An 18,794-nucleotide genomic window follows, 5' to 3' on the forward strand; every position below is an offset into this window, starting at 1 on the left:
AAGGAAGCGAGCCTCACCAGATCGCCCCTCACGTCCCCTTGGCAATATTTGTGAACAGCTCCTCGAGACCGAGTGTTTGATCTGGAACGTAGGCGAGCGGGTCGGGTGTGGCCTCGCGTCCGAGAAGACCCTCGATCGTCGCGAGCAGACAATACGGCGCGTATGAGGGGTTGTAGCCGCCTTCCTGCACGAGGATCGCTCTCCCTTCCGAAAAGCGATCAGCAAGCTCGCGGACTCGCGTGCCGATACCGTGAAATCCGGGCATCGAGACGTTGTGACGGCCGTTCGGATCGTACGCGCTCGCATCTTGCCCGCTCGCGCAGACGATCATGCCGGGGCGAAACCGTTCGGCGATGGGCGCGATGACCTCGTCGAATGCACGGAGGTATGCCGTGTTTCCCGCACCGAGCGGAAGCGGCACGTTCTGATTGCACCCCAGCCCAGCGCCAGCACCGCGTTCCTCGAGCCCGCCTGTCTGCGGGTGACTTGCCCCCCATGCGCCGTGATCCATGTGCAGGCTCACGGTCAGAACGTCATCGCGCTCGTAGAAAATGTCCTGCGTCCCGTTCCCGTGGTGCACGTCCCAGTCGACAATGAGCACCCGATCAATCCCCGACTGACGCGCCGCATCGGCGGCGAGCGCGACGCCGTTGAAGAAGCAATAGCCGTCCGCCTGCGCGCGTTGTGCATGGTGCCCGGGCGGTCGCGTGAGCGCATACGCCATCGAGGAGCTGCCTGACAGCACCGCTTCCGCGGCCGCGAGTGCGGTTCCCGCTGCGGCCAAGAGCGGATCATACGATTCCGAACTCAAACGGGTCGTACCGGTCACCCACCCGCCACCACGCTCGATCGCGAGACGCACATCTCTGATGTAGTCCGCGTCGTGCACGCGTGCCAACTCGTCCTCGCGGGCAAGACGACCGGGAGCGAAGCGAACCGCGTCGGCAATGGGCCCGCGTTCAAGTACGTCGTGCATCCGTTCGATACGGAGCCTGCCCTCCGTGTGCGGTTCGTTGACGGAGAACCAGGGGCTCGCCTGCGTCTCATGCAACGCCGTGCCCGTATCGTGATCGAGCACGCGAGCATCGAAATGAACGGATATTGGTTCTGCCTGGTTCACGGCTGCGTTCCTTTCATCTCCGATTTCAGGGCCACGCCTGTCACTCCTGCGCGGGTGTCATGTTGTAGACGAAGAACGCCGGCTCGTCGCCAACGTTCTCGAGATGGTACGTCCACCCCGGGGCGAGATACACGGTGTCGTCGGGCCCCAGGTCGAATACGCCCTCATCCCAGGTCAGCCGCAAGTGACCCCGGATGATGTAGTACGTCTCGTCGACCGGGCCGTACCAGTGTTCCGCTTCCTCCGAATCGAAACTCTCACGACTGGACCATCGATTGGTTTGCTCACCAGGGTCCATCCAGCAAGCCCCCTGCGTCAGCTCACTCTGATGCTCACCGCGCGTGATGATTCGCTTGATGCGAACCCGAGTCGGGGCCGCGGCCGCGTCGACCGGAGTCAGCTCTGAGAGCTTGACGTGGACGGGGCGAGGGTTTCTGTCCATGAACTACTCGTTTCTCTAGCGTCTTTGCGATGAGGGAAAATAGCGGCGGCTCCGGGCAACCAGCTCAACTGCACTGCGTCTCCGCTCTGGGGAGCAGGATTCTCAGTGCCCGTTCGGACGATCATGATGCCGTCTGGAGTATCGATCTCGATGCGCAGTTGTGCACCGAGGAAGGTGACGTCCCGCACTCGACCGTGCAGCGCGCACTCCTCCGCCTCAACGCGCGTGTTGAGAACGCGGAGTCGCTCTGGCCTGATGATCGCCACGGATGGGCCGTCTACGGCGCCCGGTGCGGGGATGCTGACACCACCCTCACTCTGGAAACGTTCCTCTGTTACCTGACCCTGCAGAGAATTCGATTCACCGATGAAGCGCGCAACGAAGAGCGTTTCGGGCCGTTCGTACAGCTCAGCAGGCGTGCCGACTTGTTCGATCCTGCCCTCGTTGAACACCGCGATTCGATCCGAAAGCGTGAGTGCCTCTTCTTGATCGTGAGTCACAAATACGACGGTGATTCCAAGCTCCTTATGCAGGCGACGAAGTTCGATCTGAAGTCGCTCGCGCAAGGCGCGATCAAGTGCTCCGAATGGTTCATCCATGAGCAATAAGCGCGGCTCGAACACCAGAGCGCGAGCAAGCGCGACGCGCTGCTGCTGGCCACCGCTGAGCTGCCCGGGTTTCGCATTTGCGCGTTCACGGAGCTCCACCAGTTCGAGGGCCTGCAGCGCCTGCTCAGAGCGCTTCGCCTTCGCGACTCCGCGCTGCCTCAATGGGAACTCAACGTTCTCACGCACGGTGAGATGGGGGAAAAGCGAGTAGTTCTGGAAGACCATTCCGAGACCCCGCTTGTGCGGAGGTACAGAGGTGATCTCCTGACCGTCGCAGACGACCCTTCCCGCACTGGGTTCGGTGAAACCGGCAATCATGGAGAGCGTGGTCGTCTTTCCGGATCCGCTCGGCCCGAGCAGTGTGAGGAATTCTCCCGAAGCCACGTCGAGGTTGATTCGGTCGACAGCCGAGGCTCCCCCGTAGCGTTTCACGAGTTCGCTGAGCCGCAGTTCGGCACCTGAGATCATTCGACGTCTCCTTGTTTTGCTGCACGGCGTTCGTTCACGACCTGTACAAGGCGGGGGATGAGGATGATGAGTGTGGAGAGCACTAGGAGCAGCGTCGACGCTGCAGCAATGCTCGGATCGGTTTCACGAGTGACGGAGCTATACATCTGCACCGGGAGGGTGCGCAGGGTCGGTGATTGCAAGAAGTAGGCGACCACCACCTCGTCGAGACTGGTCACGAACGCGAAGATGAATCCGGTCGCGATCCCGGGGAGAAGGATCGGAAGTTCGACCTGCAAGAAGCGCGCCATCGGTCGCGCGCCCAGTACCGACGCCGCGCGGGTGAGCGTGTCGTCGAGCCCCCGCATCGCCGTGCTCACGGGAATGAGGACGAACGGAAGCGCGAGGGTGATGTGGGCCAGGATCAGTCCGAGCGAAGACCCACTGAGGTTCCACCTCAGATACATGCCGAATATCGCGATCGCGGCGACGATGCCCGGAATCAGGATCGGGAGCATCATCATCACCTGGAGTGGACCGGACACTCTCGCGCGAAGACTCTTGAGCCCGTACGCCGCGAGCGTGCCCAACAGCGTTGCGCTGACGCCCACGATTACGCCGATGACCAAGCTCGTTCCGAGCGCTCCCAGCCACTGCGGATCGGTGAAGAATTTCTCGTACCACTGCAGCGACCAGCCTTCGAGTTGCAGTGAGAAGCTGCGCTTGCTCGTGAACGACAGCGGCACCACCATCAAGGTCGGCGCGATCAGCAGGAGTGCCGCAACGGCCGCCCAGAGGCGGATCGGCAACCTGACGCGAGTCGCTTCATTCATCAGCGTTCACCCCCGGACAGCATCTGCGAGATGCCCTTTCTGAGCGGAGACAGGCCGAGGATCACGATGGCGAAAAGTCCGAGCGTCGCGAGCAACAGAATCCCTGAGAGAGCTCCCGCCCCCGCGAAATCGACTATCTTCTCCACGCGGAGCCCGATGACTTGGGAGATCATCGCCTCTTTCGGGCTCCCGATGAGCTGAGGTGTGATGTAGAAACCAAGTGCCAGGATGAAGACCAACGAGCTCGAGGCGAAAATGCCGGGCAGCGATTGCGGCAGGTACACCTGCCAGAACGCTCGGTAGCGGTTCGCGCCGAGGCTCTGAGCCGCGGCGAGTTGGCGCCGGTCAATCGAATTCAGCGCAGTGAACAGCGTGAGAATCATATACGGCAGCAGAATCTGAAGAATCGCCAGGACCACGCCGGTGGCGGTGCCGAGCAGTGTGACGTCCTGAGCTCCAAAGAAGGCCAGGATCGCCGAAACCGGTCCGTCCCGCTGAAGAAGCGAGATCCACGCGAACGTGCGCGCCATGAGCGACGTCCAGAACGGCACGAGCACGAGTGCCATGAGTAGCGTGCGCGCCGTCGGGCCGACAAGTGTCATCAAGTAGGCGTACGGATACCCGAGCAAGATACAGGCACCAACCGCGACGACAGCCGTAAGCATCGTGCGACCGAGCACCCTCAGAGTCGTCGGATCGGAGAGTGCCGCAACGTACTGTCCGAGTCCCGGCTCGGGTTCGGTGAAGGAGCGATAGACAATGACGGCGATGGGTAGCAAAAAGAAGATCAGGATCACTGCGAGCGCCGGTATCACGGCGACGCCGCTGAAAATGCGCGACTGACGCATGCACCCTCCTGGGAGTCCGAACGTGGTGCGGTCGGGCAGGGCTCAACCCCGGCCCGACCGCCTGGAAAAATCGCGATCAGCTGGTCGACCAGGCCGTCCATTCGGCCTCGGCGTCGGCTGAGTTATCAGCCCACCACTGCACGTCAGGAACGACTGCCTGCTTTTGCACCTCCGCGGACGCCGAGTTCCATTTCTGCTGCAGTTCGTCGAGTTCAGGCTCTGCTTCCATATTCGCGGGCGCGTACGGTTGCAACTCGGCGAAACGTGCCTGCGGATCCGCCTGAGCTGCGAATTCGACAAAGCTCTGAGCGCTTTCAAGGTTCTTCGTGCCCTTGATCACGCTGAGCGCGGCCCAGGAGAGCAAGTTGTCTTCCCAGACGGGGGCGATTGCTGCGCCGTTCTTCTCGGCCTCGTAACCACGTCCGGACCACGCGAGCCACATGTCGGCCGTACCGTCTTCCATCGACTGCTGCGACTCCGAACTGGTGTTCCAGAACTGCAGGGAATCCCGAATCGTGTCGAGCTTCTGGTAGGCGCGCTCGGTATCGAGCGGGTAGAGGTCCTCAGGCGCCACGCCATCCGCGAGCAGTGCGAACTCGAGGGCATTGGCTCCCGCCCAGTTCGGAATCATCCGGGTGCCGGGGAACTTCTCCGTATCAAAGAAGTCTGCGGGGGTCTTCGGCGCATCCGAACCGCCGTATGAGTCGGTGTTGTAGATCATCATCGTCGAGTACTGGGCGATAGGGATCGAGCAGTCGGACCAGGTTCCGTCAGGGAACTGCGACGTATCGATGTTGCTCATGTCGAGCTTCTCGAAGAGCGTGCCGCAATTCGCAACCGGGAAGTACGGCTCGGTATCGACGGCGTCCCAAATCGTGTTCCCCGATTCCACCATCTGCTGAATCTTCGGATATGACGTCGGGCCGTCGTTCTGCACGGTGACGCCCGCGTCTTCCGCCCATGGTGCGAGGAACGCCTCGTTCTGAGCATCCTGGTATGCACTCCCGTAGCTCGCGAAGACGAGCGTACCTCCTCCGCCGTCGCCGCCGGATTCACCACCTCCGCCTCCGGAGCAGCCAGTGAGCGCGAGAGCAACGATTGCGGTGGCGGCTACACCGGGCAACATCCTCAGGGTTGACGTTTTCATCTCAGTTGACCCCTTCGTCAAGTGCAAGTGAGTTACCATAATAACGCATTATTGTGTATCCGCAAGCGGACCCATCCGCGCTTAGAGTAAGAAGCGATCGGGCGCAGTGCGCCGCGAATTACTAAGGAGCCCGTGTGACTACCGCAGAGCCAACCGCTATGGACCCGACCGACCTGGCCACACGGAGACGTGCAGAGATTCTGTACGGCGCCATTCGAGTCATCTCCCGAGACGGTGTCGCGGCAGCGAAATTGAAGGACATCGCTCGCGAATCAGGGGTGAGCCTCGGCCTCATACAGCACTATTTCGACAATCGCGAGAACCTCGTCGACGAGGCCTTCGGTGCGATGATGCGCGTGGTGTCACGGGAAGGGGGGCACAGGCGGGAAGAAAGCGACGATCCGTTGCGGCTCATCTTCAGGATGGTACTTCTCCACGTGCACGGAACCGTGGATTTCCCCGAGCGGTGGGGTTTCTGGAGCGAGCTCTGGGCGACCTCCGGCAGGTCTCGACACCTCCGCGGCGTCGCCACCCGCGTGTATGCGTCCTGGGCAGAACCGATCGAGGGTGCGCTCCGCCGACTCGAGCATGAGAAGCGGCTCCCTGACGGGAGCGACCCACGGCGCCTCACGACCGGAATCCTGGCTCTCATGGATGGCCTTGCCGTCCGCACCCTGGCGGAACCCGAGGTCTTCACGTCACAACTCATGCTCGAGGTACTCACAGAATGGGTCGCGGTGCAGCTCGGCGTGGACCCGCTCGAGGCGCATCAGATCCTCTCGGATCTGGCAGATGACTCGGCGCCTGCTGCTCCAGTCGCCCTTTCCCCCGAGGTGATCGCGACCGCACTTTGACAGGGTCCCGGCCCCGCGGGAGAGACCATTGCCTAATCGCAATAATATGTTATTATCATCTTCACGTCAGCGTCGACTCGGGTAGGCGGACGTCCATACATACGGAGACACTCAGAGGTGAGCATGCTCGATCCGAACATCACTCAATTCATCGCGGACCAGCAGGAACGGATCTCGGGAACAGATCCGCACATCGCATTCCAACCGGAGGAGTATGCCGCGCGGCTCGTTCGGCTCCAACGGGCGATGATCGAGGATGGGGTTGAAACGCTGATCCTGTCGTCGCCCGAATCCCAGAACTGGCTCCACGGTCTCGCACTCCGGTGGTACAAGGCGAATGGTCCTCGGGATTGGCGTCCGCTCACCTGCACCGTGGTGCATGCGAGCGACGGCTACATTCTGTTCGAGGGCATTGAGCACGCGGAGATGATCCGACGCACCTCGGTCGCCTCGGATGTGCGCCTTCTCCCCCGCTACGAGCGCAATGGCATGCTGAGGTTCATTGTCGATCAGATCGCCGGTGAGGGGTGGGTCAGCGGCGCGAACGTGGGCATCGAGCTCTACTCAGCCATTCCGAATCCCGCGGTTTCTCGCATGATCGAAGGAGCGTTGCTCGATGCAGGAGCGCGCGTGGTCGACGCGACCTTGACTGCGCGCCGCGTTCGCCAGATCAAGTCGTCGGCCGAACTCGAAGCGGTCAAGCAGGCCGCCGCAATCTGCGATGCGGGTCTTCTGCATTTGCGCGACGTTCTCCGTCCGGGCATGACCGAACTGGAAGCGCACGGTGAGCTCCTGCGAGGGCTCTCTCAGGCGGGAGGTGAGCCCGCCGGTCTGCATCAGGTCGCGTTCGTTGGCCTCGCCGCTCTCGGCGTGTACCACGAGATTTCCGGCCACCGAATCATCTCGGAGGATGATTTTCTCGATGTCGACCCGTGCGGGGTATATAAGCGGTACCACTCAAACCGTTCGCAGATGTATACCTTCAAGAAGCCTCCGCAAGCAGCAGTCGACCTGCTCGAAGTGCTTACGGGCGGCTTCGAGATCCTCACCGAACGCGCTCGGCCCGGGGTGCGAATCGGGGACGTGAATGCCGAGCTCTACGCGTATTACCGCGATGCGGGAGTGTTCGCTCTCAACTCGAACGTGTGGATCGGCGGCTATGAGATGGGGATCGCGTTTCCGCCGGACTGGGTCGGCGAGTGGAAGTTCACCGTCGTCGGGGGCGAGAATGACGATCGCGTGTTCGAAGCCGGGACCGTCGCGAACTTCGAGAGCATGTGCGGGATCGGCCTCCTCGATACATTCGTCATCGAGGAAGACTCGACTCGACTTCTCTCGAAACTCCCTCACGAGATCATGGTCGTCGGCTAGCTCCGGCCGGCGGACTTCGTGATGTGCGCGCATCGGCTCCAACGCGCGTATCATGGCGGAGTCTGCCACAAGCGGACACGCCCGAGGTCGCGCGCTGAGCCTGATCCGGGTACGCGCTGCACGCCACACCTTCGTTTTTGAAAGTCTCCCGTGACAGCCACAACTTCCCCTACCCAGACCGAACCCCGCAACACTCGGTCTCGCGTCATTCTCGCGAGCCTCATCGGCACGACGATCGAGTTCTACGACTTCTACGTCTACGCCACGGCGGCCGTTCTCGTCTTCCCGCACCTCTTCTTCCCCTCGAACAATGAGACGACGGCGCTGCTCGCCTCGTTCGCGACCTTCGGCGCCGCGATGCTGGCGCGCCCCGTCGGTGCGCTGTTCTTCGGGCACCTCGGCGACCGCCTCGGTCGCAAGAAGACCCTGGTCGCGTCGCTGCTCACCATGGGAATCGCGACCTTCGCGATCGGCCTCCTCCCGACCCACGCCCAGATCGGCGTGTGGGCTGCGGTGCTGCTCCTCATCATGCGACTTGCACAGGGCTTCGCGCTCGGTGGTGAGTGGTCGGGTGCCGCGCTCGTCGCGACCGAGAACGCTCCCGCGGGAAAGCGCGCCTGGTACGGCACGTTCCCGCAGCTCGGGGCGCCGATCGGCTTCATCATCGCGAACATGCTCTTCTTCGTGATCAATCACCTGCTCGCGGACCCCGCCAACCCGGGTCAACCCTCGGCGGCGTTCCTCGAGTGGGGCTGGCGGATCCCGTTCCTCTTCTCCGCTTTCATGGTGATCGTGGGCCTCTGGGTGCGCCTGAAGCTCGTCGAGTCGAGCGCGTTCGAGAAGGCGAAGCAGACCGGCGGCGTGCAGCGCATGCCGATCGCTGTTGCGTTCCGCTTCCACTGGAAGGGCCTGATCCTCGGCACCCTGGCGATGCTCGCGACCTACGTGCTCTTCTACCTGATGACCTCGTACACCCTCACGTATGGCACGCGACCGACCGACGCTGACGTGCCCGGTGCCGGGTACACCTACAACAACTTCATTCTGATGCTGGTCTTCGGTGTCGTCTTCTTCGGCATTTTCACGCTCGTCTCGGGCCCGCTCGCCGATCGCTTCGGACGTCGCACCACACTCCTCGTGGTGACGGCCGCCATCGTGGTGTTCGGGTTCCTGTTCGTGCCGATGCTCGGCGGCGGCAGCACCCCGATGGTCATGTTCTTCCTCGCGCTCGGGTTCACCCTGATGGGTCTCACCTTCGGCCCGATGGGTGCGTTCCTTCCGGAGATGTTCCCCACGACCGTTCGGTACACCGGATCGGCCGTGGCCTACAACGTCTCGTCGATTCTCGGCGCCGCTCTGGCCCCGATCATCGCGGTGTGGCTGTGGGGCCTCGCTGACGGAAGCCCGTTCTACGTCGGCCTCTATCTTTCGGCCGCAGCGCTCGTCACGTTCGTCTCGCTCCTGCTGACGAAGGACACGCGGCACGTCGACATCGAGGCCTGAGCCTCTGACGTTCGCGACTGAAACACGAAGGGCCTCCGCTGCCAACTGGCGCGGAGGCCCTTCGCGTTTCACATCACCATCAGGGGTGGGCTCCATGCGTCGGTGCTCGCAGCTGCCCCTCCGAGCACCGATTCGCAGTCACTCTCATCGACCCGGCGAGCGTCCTCGCCCCAATTGCGTACCCCGAACGGACGTCACCCGCGCGTCGACGTGAATTGACGGCTTACGACCGGGACCGCGGCTGTCTCCGCGAGCGAGCGACCCTTCGTCTCGGGCGCCCAGGCTGCGCACACGATCAGACCGAGGATCGTGATCGCCGCCCCGACGAGAAGCGTCGGTCCGAGCCCGATCGTGGCGAGGCCGATCGGCAATAGGTACGTGCCCGTCGCCGCGCCGATTCGGCTGATGCCAACCGCAATACCGACCGCCGTGGCGCGCACCTCGGTCGGGAAGAGCTCGTTCGGATAGAGCCACTGCAGCACGGTCGGCCCACCTGAGGAGAGCGCGTAGATCGCGAATGCGGCGATCACGAACCAGACCGGAGCATCATTCCACACCCCCAGGGCAATGAGCGGCACCGCCATGGCAGCGAGTGGCCACACCGCCATCGGGCGGCGTCCAACAGTTTCCACCCACCGAAGCGCAGGGAGAATCCCCAGCGCGAACAACGCAGAGATGAAGAACTCACCGAGTGTCGCTGCGTTTTCGCCTTCGATTCCGGCAGCACCGAGAATGAGTCCACCGAACGTGTACAAGGCGTACATCGGCGTGATCTGCGCGAGATAGATCATTCCGCACATGACGATGCGTTTGAGATAGACGCCCTTGAGCAGCATTCGCAGGGTCGCCGACAGCGGTGCGGAGGTCTGCGCGCCGGGCTCGTGGGCGGGAAGCTGAGCATTCTCGCCGTACACCAGCTTCACGACCTGCTCCGCTTCGGCCACCCGACCCCGGCTCAGAAGCCAACGCGGAGACTCGGGGATTCCCCGGCGCATGATCACAATGATGATGCCGACGATTGCGCCGCTGAAGAGCATCCATCGCCACAAGTGATACCCACCTGAGAAATGCACGACCACGAATGCAAGAAGGAACGCGGTCATCGCGCCGAGCGCCCACCCCAAAGCAGAGAGTCCGATCATGGACCCGCGCTTCTTCCGAGGCGTGAACTCAGCGAGCAAGCTCGTCGCGATCGGATAGTCGGCGCCGATAGCGAGGCCGATAATGAAGCGCAGCGCGATCAATTGCCATGCCTCCCCCACGAACGCGGAAAGCGCGCAAGCGGCGACCAGCACAGTGAGGTCCAGCGCGTACATCTTCTCGCGGCCGATACGGTCCGTCAGCGCACCGAAAAGAATTGCTCCAAAGAAAATGCCAATCAGTGACGCGGCTCCGATCAGCCCCGCCTCGACAGGGCTGGTCGGAATGTCCTGAGAGAACCCGACGATCGCCACACCGATCAGGCTGATGATATATCCGTCGAGGAATGGCCCTCCACAGCAGGCGAGCAGGAGCTTGCGATGAAAACGTCCAGTAGGAGCGTCGTCGATGACGTCAAAAGAAGACATGAATGTTCCTTGATGCAAAGAGGCGAAATCGTGAGCAGTGCAGGGTCATGGGTGAGACAGCTGAGGCCCGAATTCGCCGTCTCGATTCTTCACCTGGACGTACGTCTTGCGCACCGCCTCGTGAATCTCCCACTCGCCCGCGTAGCCGTCGGGCATTACGAAGATCGCTCCAGGTTCGATGGTGATTTCGTCACCCGTCTGCGAGCGCAGCACACCGTGTCCCTGCACGATGTGAATGACCTCGTCGTCGCCGGCGTGCTTCGTTGTGAAGCGCCCGGGTGTGACTTCCCAGAGGCCGTAACTGTAGCGGTCGTTCTCCTCGATGACCGCGATGCGTTCCTCCGGGGAGCCGTCCGTCACCCGTTCAGCCGCGACCGGCACGAATGGCGTCCACACAACCGAGCCGACGTTCACTGTGCCGCCTCATCGCTCAACCGCTGCACGATGCGCGCGGCGCGCGTGCCCGTGGCGACCGCGCCATTCAACGACTGCTGAACGCCGGTATGCTCACCCGCGAAGGCCACACGCCCTGCGGGCTCCTCGAACGCCGTGATGTCCTCGGGTCGCCAGTCGAGCCCAGCGGCGGAATAGCTGCCGTGGGTCCAGGGGTCGTCGGTCCAGTCCGTCAGAAGCACATCGCCGTCGATTTCCATATCGGGCTGAATCTCACGTAGTGCTTCCACCCATCGATCCGGACCCGCCCCTACTTCGAGCTCCGCGATCGTCGCGTGCCCCCCGACAAAGTTCGACAGTGCCGGAATTCGCGTCTCGCCGTCGAAACCAAGCGAACGCCACGACCACATCACGTGGTTCGGGGACTGCACGCCGACTTCAACGTCACCTGGCACGATCGGAACGCCGAGCTTCGCACCCGTTCCCATCAGGCGATGGTCGAGGGCAGCGCGCTGCGCCTCGCTGAGGTCGAAGTTGAGGTCGAGTCGCTCGAGCATCGGCATCGGCACCGTCACGATCGCGAAATCTCCCACGAGGGTCTTGCCGGAAGCCGTGCGCACCTGAACTCCGTCGGAGTCCTGATGCACGGCCGCCACCGGAGTTTCGAGGCGTATCGATTCCGGGATACGTCGCTGGATCTCGAGCGTGACCGACTGGGCGCCACCGATGAATCGACCCCCGTCCTCGATGTACTGCCCGGCAGTCGCGGATTCGTGAAGAATTGTTGCTTCTGCGCTCGCGACGCTCGGATCGATGGACAACGAGATCGCGAGGCGCCGATAGAACGGGTTGTCACGGAAACCTTCGCCGAAGGCTTCCCGGTAGACGTCGTCGACGGAAATGCGGGAACCGCCGTCGTCGAGCATGCGCTGCAGCGTCTCCCGTACCAGCGCCGTCGTCTCCGACAGTTCCTGCGGCGAGGGCTTCCGCCCATTGAGCGTGCGCCGCGCGTACGTGATGCCATGCGTCATCATGGGCAACCCGAGTTCGGTCCCCAAACGACGGATGTCAAGTTCAATAGGGAAGACCCATTCGCCACCGCGCTCGGTGAGCGCACCGTTCGGGAACGACTCGGTCCAGGTGCGCCCGCCCACTCGATCGCGCGCCTCAAGCACCGTGACATCATGTCCCTGCTTGTGGAGTTCCCAAGCAGCGCTGAGCCCCGAGAGGCCGGCACCGATGATGATTACCTTGCTCACTGGTCTTCTGCCTCCTGCTTCATCTGCTCGATCACCTGGTTCGCGACCCGGAAGCTCTCCATGGCCGCGGGCACACCGCAGTAGATCGCCGTCTGAAGGAAGACCTCCTTCATCTCTTCCTCCGTCACACCGTTGCGGATCGCGCCGCGTACATGCACTGCGAGCTCATGCGAGCGATTGAGTGCGGTGAGCATCGACAGGTTAATCAGGCTGCGCTGCTTGCGCTCAAGGCCCGGCCGGTTCCAGACATCGCCCCAGCAGTACTGGGTCACGTGTTCCTGCATCACCTGGCTGAACTCGGTGGCGTTCTTCAGCGACGCGTCCACGTACGAGTCGCCGAGCACCGCGCGACGAGTCGCGAGGCCCCTATCGAAGAGTTCCTGATTCATCTGAGTCTCCTTACTTCAGTGCTGTTGAGTTGATGTCACGCGGCTCAGCTGAGCGTGCAGTCGATCCTCAAGGTACTTGGCTATTTCCGACTGATCAGCCGAGAAATCGAGCGCAGCGAGCGCCGCATGCGCGATACCGCCGGCACGCTCACCGAGTTCAAGGTCCTGCTTCTGCCGTCGTGCGAGTTCGAGCGCCGTATCGACGTCCTTCACCGTCAGTCCCAGCGAGAACCCGACGTTCCATCCCGCGTCGACGACCTGCGGTCCGATTTTGACCTCAGTCGCGTGGTTGCGTCCCGTCGACGCGTTGAGCACGTCGAGCATTACCCGCGGATCGAGACCGAACTGTTCTCCCACGGCGAGCACCTCTACGGCGCCGACGATGCCGATCAATGAGAGCAGGTTGTTCAGCGCCTTCACGGCGTGCCCGGAGCCGACACCTCCCGCTCGGGTGATGGTCGTGCCAAGGGCCTTGAGCGCAGGCTGGACGCGATCGAATGCGACGTTGTAATCCGCACCGACCATGATCGAGAGCTCGCCCGACGCGGCACGAACCGGGCCGCCCGAGACAGGCGCATCAACGAGCGCCACCCCGAGCCGGGCCAAACGGGTGGCATTCTCCTGCGTCGCCCAGGGCTGCGACGACCCCATGTCCAGCACCACGGATCCCGCCTTGACAATCGCACCGGGGCTGGTCAGTACCTGATCGAGCACCGCCGCCACAATGTTGCTGTTCGGCAGCATCAGGAGAACGACGTCGAATGGCCCGGTGTTGTCGGCGAGATCCGCCACCGCTTCTGCCCCGAGCTCAGCAGCAAGCGCGTTCGCGGCCTCTGCATTGACGTCGTTGAGCGTGAGAGCGAAGCCCGCGCCGGCGAGACGTCTGGCGATGGGGGTTCCCATCGTGCCCAAACCGATCACCAGAATTTTCATGTTGCAGCTCCATATGAAAAGACGACCGTCTTCAAGTGGGTGTAGTGCATGAGCGCCTCGATGCCCTTCTCGCGGCCGTAGCCGCTGTTCTTGTGGCCACCGAAGGGGGTCTGCACGGCCCCCGTGGACCAGGAATTGACAAAGACTTGGCCCGCTTCGATCTCATCGGCAACGCGGAAAGCCCGCCCGATATCTGCGGTGAAGACGCCGGCGACCAGACCGAATTCGGAGTCGTTAGCGATGCGAATCGCATCACGCTCGTCATCGAACGGCATTGCGACGAGCACCGGGCCGAAGATCTCTTCGCGTGCAATGCGAGCCTCATTATCGACTCCGCGATAGATGGTCGCGGGCACGAAGTAGCCGCCGCTTTCACGCTCCTCGGCTCCGAGCTCGCCACCGAGCGCCGCTTCAGCGCCTTCCTCACGCGCCACTCGGAAGTAGTCCTGCACCTGCTGGTACTGCGCGCCGGTGATCATCGGACCCAGATCAACGCCCGCCTTGAGTTCCGCCGCGATCGCCGTGACTCGCGCGACGAATTCCTCGTGAACGGAACGCTCGACCAGCAAACGAGATCCGGCCGAACACACCTGGCCCGAGTTCCCCGTGAACGCCCGCACGGCCTCGCGCGCAGCCACCTCAAGATCAGCATCCGCAAATACTACGATGGCTGATTTCCCGCCGAGCTCGAGCGTGAGCGGAATGATTCGCTCCGCCGCAATCTGCCCGATCCGTCGTCCTGTTTGCACCGACCCGGTGAAGGCAACTTTTCGCACGAGATCATGCTTCACGAGCGCCTCCCCTGCCACCGAACCGCGGCCGAGAACGACGTTCAGCACGCCATCGGGGAGACCGGCGCGCTGCGCGATTCGTGCGAGCTCGACGGTCGTCTGCGACGAGACCTCGGCCGGCTTGATCACCACAGTGTTGCCGGAGGTGAGGGCAGGTGCGACCGCGCGCGCCGCCTGATTGAGCGGCACGTTCCACGGGGTGATGACGCCGATAACTCCGTAGGGCTCGCGACGGGTGAAATTGTGCTGGTCGGGCTCGACATCGATGACGTCGCCGGCAGGAAGATTCACGAGCCCCGCGTAGAACTCGAAATAGGCTGCCGAGTTCTCGATCTCGCCCAGCGCGGTCGCTCGGGGCTTACCCGTGTCGGAAATTTCGAGGTCCGCGAGGCGGTTTGCTTCATCGCGCATGATGTGCGCGATGCGGGTGAGAATACGGCCGCGCTCGGCGGAAGGGAATCGTTTCCAATTCCGCGCTGCAGCGTGTGCCGCGGCCACGGCGCGCTCCACATCCTCCTCACCGCTATTGGCAACGTCAACGGTTGCTTCACCCGTCGCGGGGCTGATTCCGGTCGAATAATCCCCGGTCGTCGGCGGCGTCGTTCGGCCAGCGATCCAGTTATCGAGCTTCCCAGGCGAGTCCGCGAATTCCGCAGCCTGCTTTTTCTGTGTGTCAGTCATGCTCATGATTCAGACGGCTCCCCCGGCGGTCGTGATGGCTTCTTCGAACACCGAGACGACGTTCCGCAGTTCGTCCTCGGTGCTCACGAAGGGCGGGCAAATGTGGAGCGTCTTCGTGCCGATCATGCGTGTGATGACGCCCCGCTCGATCGATGCGTCGATCGCTGCGTTCGCCGTCGCCACATCGTGCAGTTCCACCCCAGCCGCGAAGCCGCTCACACGGATGTCGCTCACGTGCGGGTTATTCGCCAACCGCTGCAGCTCCTGCCCGAGGAAGATCTCAAGATCGGCGGCTCGCTGCACCAGGCCTTCCCGCTCGATAACCTCGAGATTCTTGATGGCGAGCGCAGAGGCAAGTGCGTGGCCCGAGTAGGTCACCCCGTGGCGGTAAATGGGCGCATCCGGCGCGTCGGAGAAGAACGGTTCCCAGACCTGCGGCGCAACGAATACACCGCCGAGCGGCGCGTAGCCGGAAGTGACGCCCTTCGCGAAGACGACCATGTCGGGTTCGAGCTCCCAGCGATCGGTTGCGAACCAGCGCCCCGTTCGGCCGAAGCCAGTAATCACCTCATCGAGAATGAACAGAATGTCATTGTCGCGCGCGATGCGCTGCAGACCCTCGAGATAGCCCGGTGCGGGAGGAAGGATGCCTCCCGACCCGATGATCGGCTCAGCGATGATCGCAGCGATCTTGTGGGCTCCGATCTCATGCACGCGTGCCTCGACCGCGGCGAGATCCTCGTGGGAGACCAGCGCGGTGTCGGGAACGAGGGACGGTGTGCCGTAGCCGTCGCGGTTCCAGGGCAGGCCCGTGATGCTGGTGCCGAATGCGTGCAGGCCGTGGTACGCATTCTCCCGGCTGAGCACGAACGTCTTCTCCTGTTTGCCTCGCAGTTGCCAGTGCTGGCGCGCCAGCTTGAGGGCATATTCGATCGACTCCGCTCCGCCGCTGGTGAGGATGATCTTCGGATCCTGAATCGGGGAGATCGTCGCGAGCTTCTCAGAGAGCTCGATCGCGCGATCGTTCAAGAACCGCTGGAAGACGTGGTGCGTCTCGAGCCGTCGGACTTGGTCACCCGCGACCTGCGCCATCTCCTCGTTACTGTGCCCGATTGCGGTGTACCAGAGCCCGGACGGCGTATCGAAGTATCGTCGGCCCTCGGTATCGAAGAGGTAAGCGCCCTCTCCGCGTTCCATAACGATCTGCTTCCCGGCGATATCGCGCGGGCGGACCTGAGCGCTCCAGAGCGGGCTCCGGGGCGAAACGATCGAGGACATGAGGGCTCCTGTGAAACTACGTCGGTGTACGGAGATTGCAGCATCACACTACGAGGGGCCGTATCCTTCTGAGAAGAGGAACTTTCTGAAGGCATCATTTCGATTGTGAGAATGACTATGGACTTCGTTCACCTGGAGACTTTCATGGCTGTCGTCGAGCACGGCAGCATCACCGCGGCAGCGAACTATCTGCTTCGCGCACCGTCGAATGTTTCGACGCGAATCAAGCAACTCGAGACCTCGCTCGGGCTCACGCTCTTCGTGCGCGAGAGCCGCTCGACCCGTCTGTCGGACGACGGCGAGCGATTCTTGGAGTACGCGCAGCAGATACTGCAGCTCGCAGAGGATGCGAAGTCTCTCACCGCCACTTCGAAGCCAAGTGGGCCGCTGCGAATCGGCGCGTTGGAGAGCACCGCGGTCGTGCGCGTCCCGCAAATCCTCGCCGAGTTCCACGTCGCCTATCCCGAGGTACGGCTTGCCATTACTGCCGCAGATTCGAGCTCGCTCGTCGAGGGCGTTCGCGCAGGCCAGTACGCGGCAGTCTTCACCGATGGCAAACCAACACTCCCCGAGCTGACTGGAATCCCCGCATTCCGGGAGGACCTCGTCATCATTAGTCCCCTCAGCCTCGAAACACTGTCCCCCTCCGATCCACCCGCTGCCGCCTACGTTTTCGGGAGCGCGTGTTCCTACCGCCACCGATTCGAATCGTGGTTTGAAGCGTCACACGTGCGACCGAAGCGAATCGTCGAGCTCGCTTCGTATCACAGCATGGTGGCGTGCGCGGCGGCGGGAGCGGGCATCAGCATGATTCCAGCGAGCCTGTTGCATCAGGTCCCCGGCGCGCGGGGTGTGCGGGTCCACGAACTCACTCCGGATCTCGGAAGGGCGACCACCTGGCTGACTTGGCGGCGAGACAGCGGATCGGCGGCGCTTCGCGCCTTTGTCGAGCACGTGCAACACTCGCTCGAGCGTCAGCAGGACAGCGGGCCCGCCGTCTTGCAGCAGGCGCCTCCGGTCGCGGAATCTGCATTCTGATTCTCAGAACAATACGTTCATCAATATCGAGTTATTTAAAACACGCTCGGCTCCTAAGCTGACACACGATCGAGCAGCAGTGGCGCTCCTACCGCGGTGACGCGCGCCGATCCCACTTCAGTCATCACCAGTTTCAAAGGAGAAAACGATGAAAGACATGCGGAAGAAATCGGTGCTCGTGCTCGCGAGCATCTCGGTAGCCGCGCTACTCATGAGCGGATGCAGCTCGGACGACGGTTCTGCGTCATCCGATGACGTCGAACGGGACTTCGGCCCAGTCGAAGCCGGCTCCGTCGCTGAGGGCTCCGCAAAGGGCCTGACGCTGACCTACGCGGGTGCAGGTGGCGTATTCCAGGACGGCATCACGAAGGCGATCTGGGATCCGTTCGCGGAGGAGTCCGGCGCAACGTTCAACCAGGACGCCTACGATCCGGGCAAGCTCAAGGCGATGGTCGAGAGCGGCAACGTGAGCTGGAACCTGGTGAATGCCACGCAGTTCGAGACCGCGCGGAGCTGCGGCACACTCTTCGAGAAGTACGACATGGACAACATCGACGTTTCGAAGGTTCCTGAGGGGCTCATCACCGACGATTGCATGGTGCCGAATCTCCTCTACGGCCTGACGCTCGTTTACAACACCGACGAATTCGGCGACAACCCGCCGACCAGCGCGGCCGATTTCTTCGACACGAAGAAGTTCCCCGGAACGCGCACGGTGGGCGCCGGTGGACAGGCGGATCCGCAGTTGATCGAGTTCAGCCTTCTCGCGCAGGGGAAGGATCCCGACTCGATCACCGTCGATGACATTCAGGGGGGCCTCGACCACCTCAAGACCCTGGGCGACGACCTCATTACCTGGACGACGGGCGCTCAGGCGCAGCAGCAACTGGAGTCGGGTGAGGCCGTGATGGGCCTCGTCTGGTCGGGTCGCGGTTATGGTGCCGCCGCTGCTGGCGCGCCGGTCGCCCCGATGTGGGACGAGTGGATGATCATGGTCGACTCGCTTGCGATGCCGAAGGGTGTGCCCGATAAGCGCGCGACCGAGGCCGCGACGAACTTCTTCCTGGGCGCTGAGCAGCAGGCCGGAATGACCGAGGAGACCGCGTACGGCGGGGTCAACGTTGACGCGAAGCCCGAGCTCGATGAACTCACGAAGTCGTGGCTTCCCACGGAGCATCTCGACAGCGGAATCAAGCCGAATGTTGATTTTTGGGTTGAGAACTACGACGCGCTCGCGTCGGCGTGGGCCGGTTGGGCGACGGGTAGCTGATCCGCATGACTGAAATGTCTC

General features: G+C 62.7%; 18 protein-coding genes. 5 read left to right on the top strand and 13 right to left on the bottom strand.

Annotated features, from left to right (window positions below; translation table 11 throughout):
• Positions 1 to 28: 28 nt before the first annotated feature.
• From WFH00_RS03105 to WFH00_RS03130, 6 genes are all read right to left on the bottom strand, one after another.
• Positions 29 to 1,120, bottom strand: coding sequence for a hypothetical protein (locus WFH00_RS03105; RefSeq protein ID WP_336659138.1), 1,092 nt, complete (start codon positions 1,118 to 1,120; stop codon positions 29 to 31).
• A gap of 40 nt (positions 1,121 to 1,160) precedes the next feature.
• Complete coding sequence (locus WFH00_RS03110; protein ID WP_336659139.1) at positions 1,161 to 1,562, bottom strand: cupin domain-containing protein; 402 nt, start codon at positions 1,560 to 1,562, stop codon at positions 1,161 to 1,163.
• Complete coding sequence (locus WFH00_RS03115; protein ID WP_336659140.1) at positions 1,517 to 2,638, bottom strand: ABC transporter ATP-binding protein; 1,122 nt, start codon at positions 2,636 to 2,638, stop codon at positions 1,517 to 1,519. Before WFH00_RS03115 ends, WFH00_RS03110 begins: the two co-directional genes overlap by 46 nt.
• Complete coding sequence (locus tag WFH00_RS03120; RefSeq protein WP_336659141.1) at positions 2,635 to 3,450, bottom strand: ABC transporter permease; 816 nt, start codon at positions 3,448 to 3,450, stop codon at positions 2,635 to 2,637. The genes WFH00_RS03115 and WFH00_RS03120 overlap by 4 nt, the downstream gene beginning before the upstream one ends.
• On the bottom strand, positions 3,450 to 4,298 hold the full coding sequence (locus WFH00_RS03125) for an ABC transporter permease (RefSeq protein WP_336659142.1): 849 nt from the start codon (positions 4,296 to 4,298) through the stop codon (positions 3,450 to 3,452). The genes WFH00_RS03120 and WFH00_RS03125 overlap by 1 nt, the downstream gene beginning before the upstream one ends.
• Before the next feature lie 76 nt (positions 4,299 to 4,374).
• Complete coding sequence (locus WFH00_RS03130; protein WP_336659143.1) at positions 4,375 to 5,445, bottom strand: extracellular solute-binding protein; 1,071 nt, start codon at positions 5,443 to 5,445, stop codon at positions 4,375 to 4,377.
• Positions 5,446 to 5,579: 134 nt separating this feature from the next.
• On the opposite strand from WFH00_RS03130, the gene WFH00_RS03135 reads away from it, so the two are divergent.
• The 3 genes from WFH00_RS03135 (at position 5,580) to WFH00_RS03145 (ending at position 9,173) form a co-directional block, all read left to right on the top strand.
• A complete protein-coding gene (locus tag WFH00_RS03135) occupies positions 5,580 to 6,299 on the top strand; it encodes a TetR/AcrR family transcriptional regulator (protein WP_336659144.1) in 720 nt (239 codons plus the stop codon).
• Between the two features lie 123 nt (positions 6,300 to 6,422).
• The gene (locus tag WFH00_RS03140) at positions 6,423 to 7,670 is read left to right on the top strand and encodes a Xaa-Pro peptidase family protein (protein WP_336659145.1); all 1,248 of its coding nucleotides are present in this window, start codon (positions 6,423 to 6,425) and stop codon (positions 7,668 to 7,670) included.
• Positions 7,671 to 7,820: 150 nt separating this feature from the next.
• A complete protein-coding gene (locus tag WFH00_RS03145; protein ID WP_336659146.1) occupies positions 7,821 to 9,173 on the top strand; it encodes an MFS transporter in 1,353 nt (450 codons plus the stop codon).
• Between the two features lie 194 nt (positions 9,174 to 9,367).
• Here WFH00_RS03145 and WFH00_RS03150 read toward each other — a convergent pair whose 3' ends face one another.
• Genes WFH00_RS03150 through WFH00_RS03180 form a run of 7 tightly spaced genes read right to left on the bottom strand, consistent with a single transcriptional unit; the run spans position 9,368 to position 16,465 of the window.
• Entirely contained in the window at positions 9,368 to 10,741 is a 1,374-nt protein-coding gene (locus tag WFH00_RS03150) for an MFS transporter (RefSeq protein WP_336659147.1), read from the bottom strand.
• A 45-nt stretch (positions 10,742 to 10,786) separates the two neighbouring features.
• Positions 10,787 to 11,155, bottom strand: a complete 369-nt coding sequence (locus WFH00_RS03155) for a cupin domain-containing protein (RefSeq protein WP_336659148.1) — start codon at positions 11,153 to 11,155, stop codon at positions 10,787 to 10,789.
• Positions 11,152 to 12,393, bottom strand: coding sequence for a flavin monoamine oxidase family protein (locus WFH00_RS03160; protein ID WP_336659149.1), 1,242 nt, complete (start codon positions 12,391 to 12,393; stop codon positions 11,152 to 11,154). The genes WFH00_RS03155 and WFH00_RS03160 overlap by 4 nt, the downstream gene beginning before the upstream one ends.
• Entirely contained in the window at positions 12,390 to 12,782 is a 393-nt protein-coding gene (locus WFH00_RS03165) for a carboxymuconolactone decarboxylase family protein (RefSeq protein WP_336659150.1), read from the bottom strand. Before WFH00_RS03165 ends, WFH00_RS03160 begins: the two co-directional genes overlap by 4 nt.
• A 15-nt stretch (positions 12,783 to 12,797) precedes the next feature.
• Positions 12,798 to 13,715 (bottom strand): NAD(P)-dependent oxidoreductase, encoded by a 918-nt coding sequence (locus WFH00_RS03170; RefSeq protein ID WP_336659151.1) that lies wholly within the window; start codon positions 13,713 to 13,715, stop codon positions 12,798 to 12,800.
• Positions 13,712 to 15,187, bottom strand: coding sequence for an aldehyde dehydrogenase family protein (locus WFH00_RS03175; protein WP_336659152.1), 1,476 nt, complete (start codon positions 15,185 to 15,187; stop codon positions 13,712 to 13,714). The genes WFH00_RS03170 and WFH00_RS03175 overlap by 4 nt, the downstream gene beginning before the upstream one ends.
• Before the next feature lie 9 nt (positions 15,188 to 15,196).
• On the bottom strand, positions 15,197 to 16,465 hold the full coding sequence (locus WFH00_RS03180) for an aminotransferase family protein (RefSeq protein ID WP_336659153.1): 1,269 nt from the start codon (positions 16,463 to 16,465) through the stop codon (positions 15,197 to 15,199).
• A 117-nt stretch (positions 16,466 to 16,582) separates the two neighbouring features.
• On the opposite strand from WFH00_RS03180, the gene WFH00_RS03185 reads away from it, so the two are divergent.
• Both WFH00_RS03185 and WFH00_RS03190 read left to right on the top strand, forming a co-directional pair.
• On the top strand, positions 16,583 to 17,503 hold the full coding sequence (locus WFH00_RS03185) for a LysR family transcriptional regulator (RefSeq protein WP_336659154.1): 921 nt from the start codon (positions 16,583 to 16,585) through the stop codon (positions 17,501 to 17,503).
• A gap of 148 nt (positions 17,504 to 17,651) precedes the next feature.
• Positions 17,652 to 18,773 (top strand): extracellular solute-binding protein, encoded by a 1,122-nt coding sequence (locus WFH00_RS03190; RefSeq protein ID WP_336659155.1) that lies wholly within the window; start codon positions 17,652 to 17,654, stop codon positions 18,771 to 18,773.
• Positions 18,774 to 18,794: the final 21 nt, after the last annotated feature.

Origin of the sequence: Leucobacter sp. USHLN153 (genome assembly GCF_037145615.1) — a bacterium.
GTDB lineage: Bacteria > Actinomycetota > Actinomycetes > Actinomycetales > Microbacteriaceae > Leucobacter.

Coding starts and splice junctions, on each gene's coding strand:
- WFH00_RS03140 (WP_336659145.1), top strand. CDS start 6,423: ATGCTCGATCCGAACATCACTCAATTCATCGCGGACCAGCAGGAACGG.
- WFH00_RS03115 (WP_336659140.1), bottom strand. CDS start 2,638: ATGATCTCAGGTGCCGAACTGCGGCTCAGCGAACTCGTGAAACGCTAC.
- WFH00_RS03110 (WP_336659139.1), bottom strand. CDS start 1,562: ATGGACAGAAACCCTCGCCCCGTCCACGTCAAGCTCTCAGAGCTGACT.
- WFH00_RS03175 (WP_336659152.1), bottom strand. CDS start 15,187: ATGACTGACACACAGAAAAAGCAGGCTGCGGAATTCGCGGACTCGCCT.
- WFH00_RS03150 (WP_336659147.1), bottom strand. CDS start 10,741: ATGTCTTCTTTTGACGTCATCGACGACGCTCCTACTGGACGTTTTCAT.
- WFH00_RS03125 (WP_336659142.1), bottom strand. CDS start 4,298: ATGCGTCAGTCGCGCATTTTCAGCGGCGTCGCCGTGATACCGGCGCTC.
- WFH00_RS03180 (WP_336659153.1), bottom strand. CDS start 16,465: ATGTCCTCGATCGTTTCGCCCCGGAGCCCGCTCTGGAGCGCTCAGGTC.
- WFH00_RS03120 (WP_336659141.1), bottom strand. CDS start 3,450: ATGAATGAAGCGACTCGCGTCAGGTTGCCGATCCGCCTCTGGGCGGCC.
- WFH00_RS03165 (WP_336659150.1), bottom strand. CDS start 12,782: ATGAATCAGGAACTCTTCGATAGGGGCCTCGCGACTCGTCGCGCGGTG.
- WFH00_RS03190 (WP_336659155.1), top strand. CDS start 17,652: ATGAAAGACATGCGGAAGAAATCGGTGCTCGTGCTCGCGAGCATCTCG.
- WFH00_RS03130 (WP_336659143.1), bottom strand. CDS start 5,445: ATGAAAACGTCAACCCTGAGGATGTTGCCCGGTGTAGCCGCCACCGCA.
- WFH00_RS03185 (WP_336659154.1), top strand. CDS start 16,583: ATGGACTTCGTTCACCTGGAGACTTTCATGGCTGTCGTCGAGCACGGC.
- WFH00_RS03170 (WP_336659151.1), bottom strand. CDS start 13,715: ATGAAAATTCTGGTGATCGGTTTGGGCACGATGGGAACCCCCATCGCC.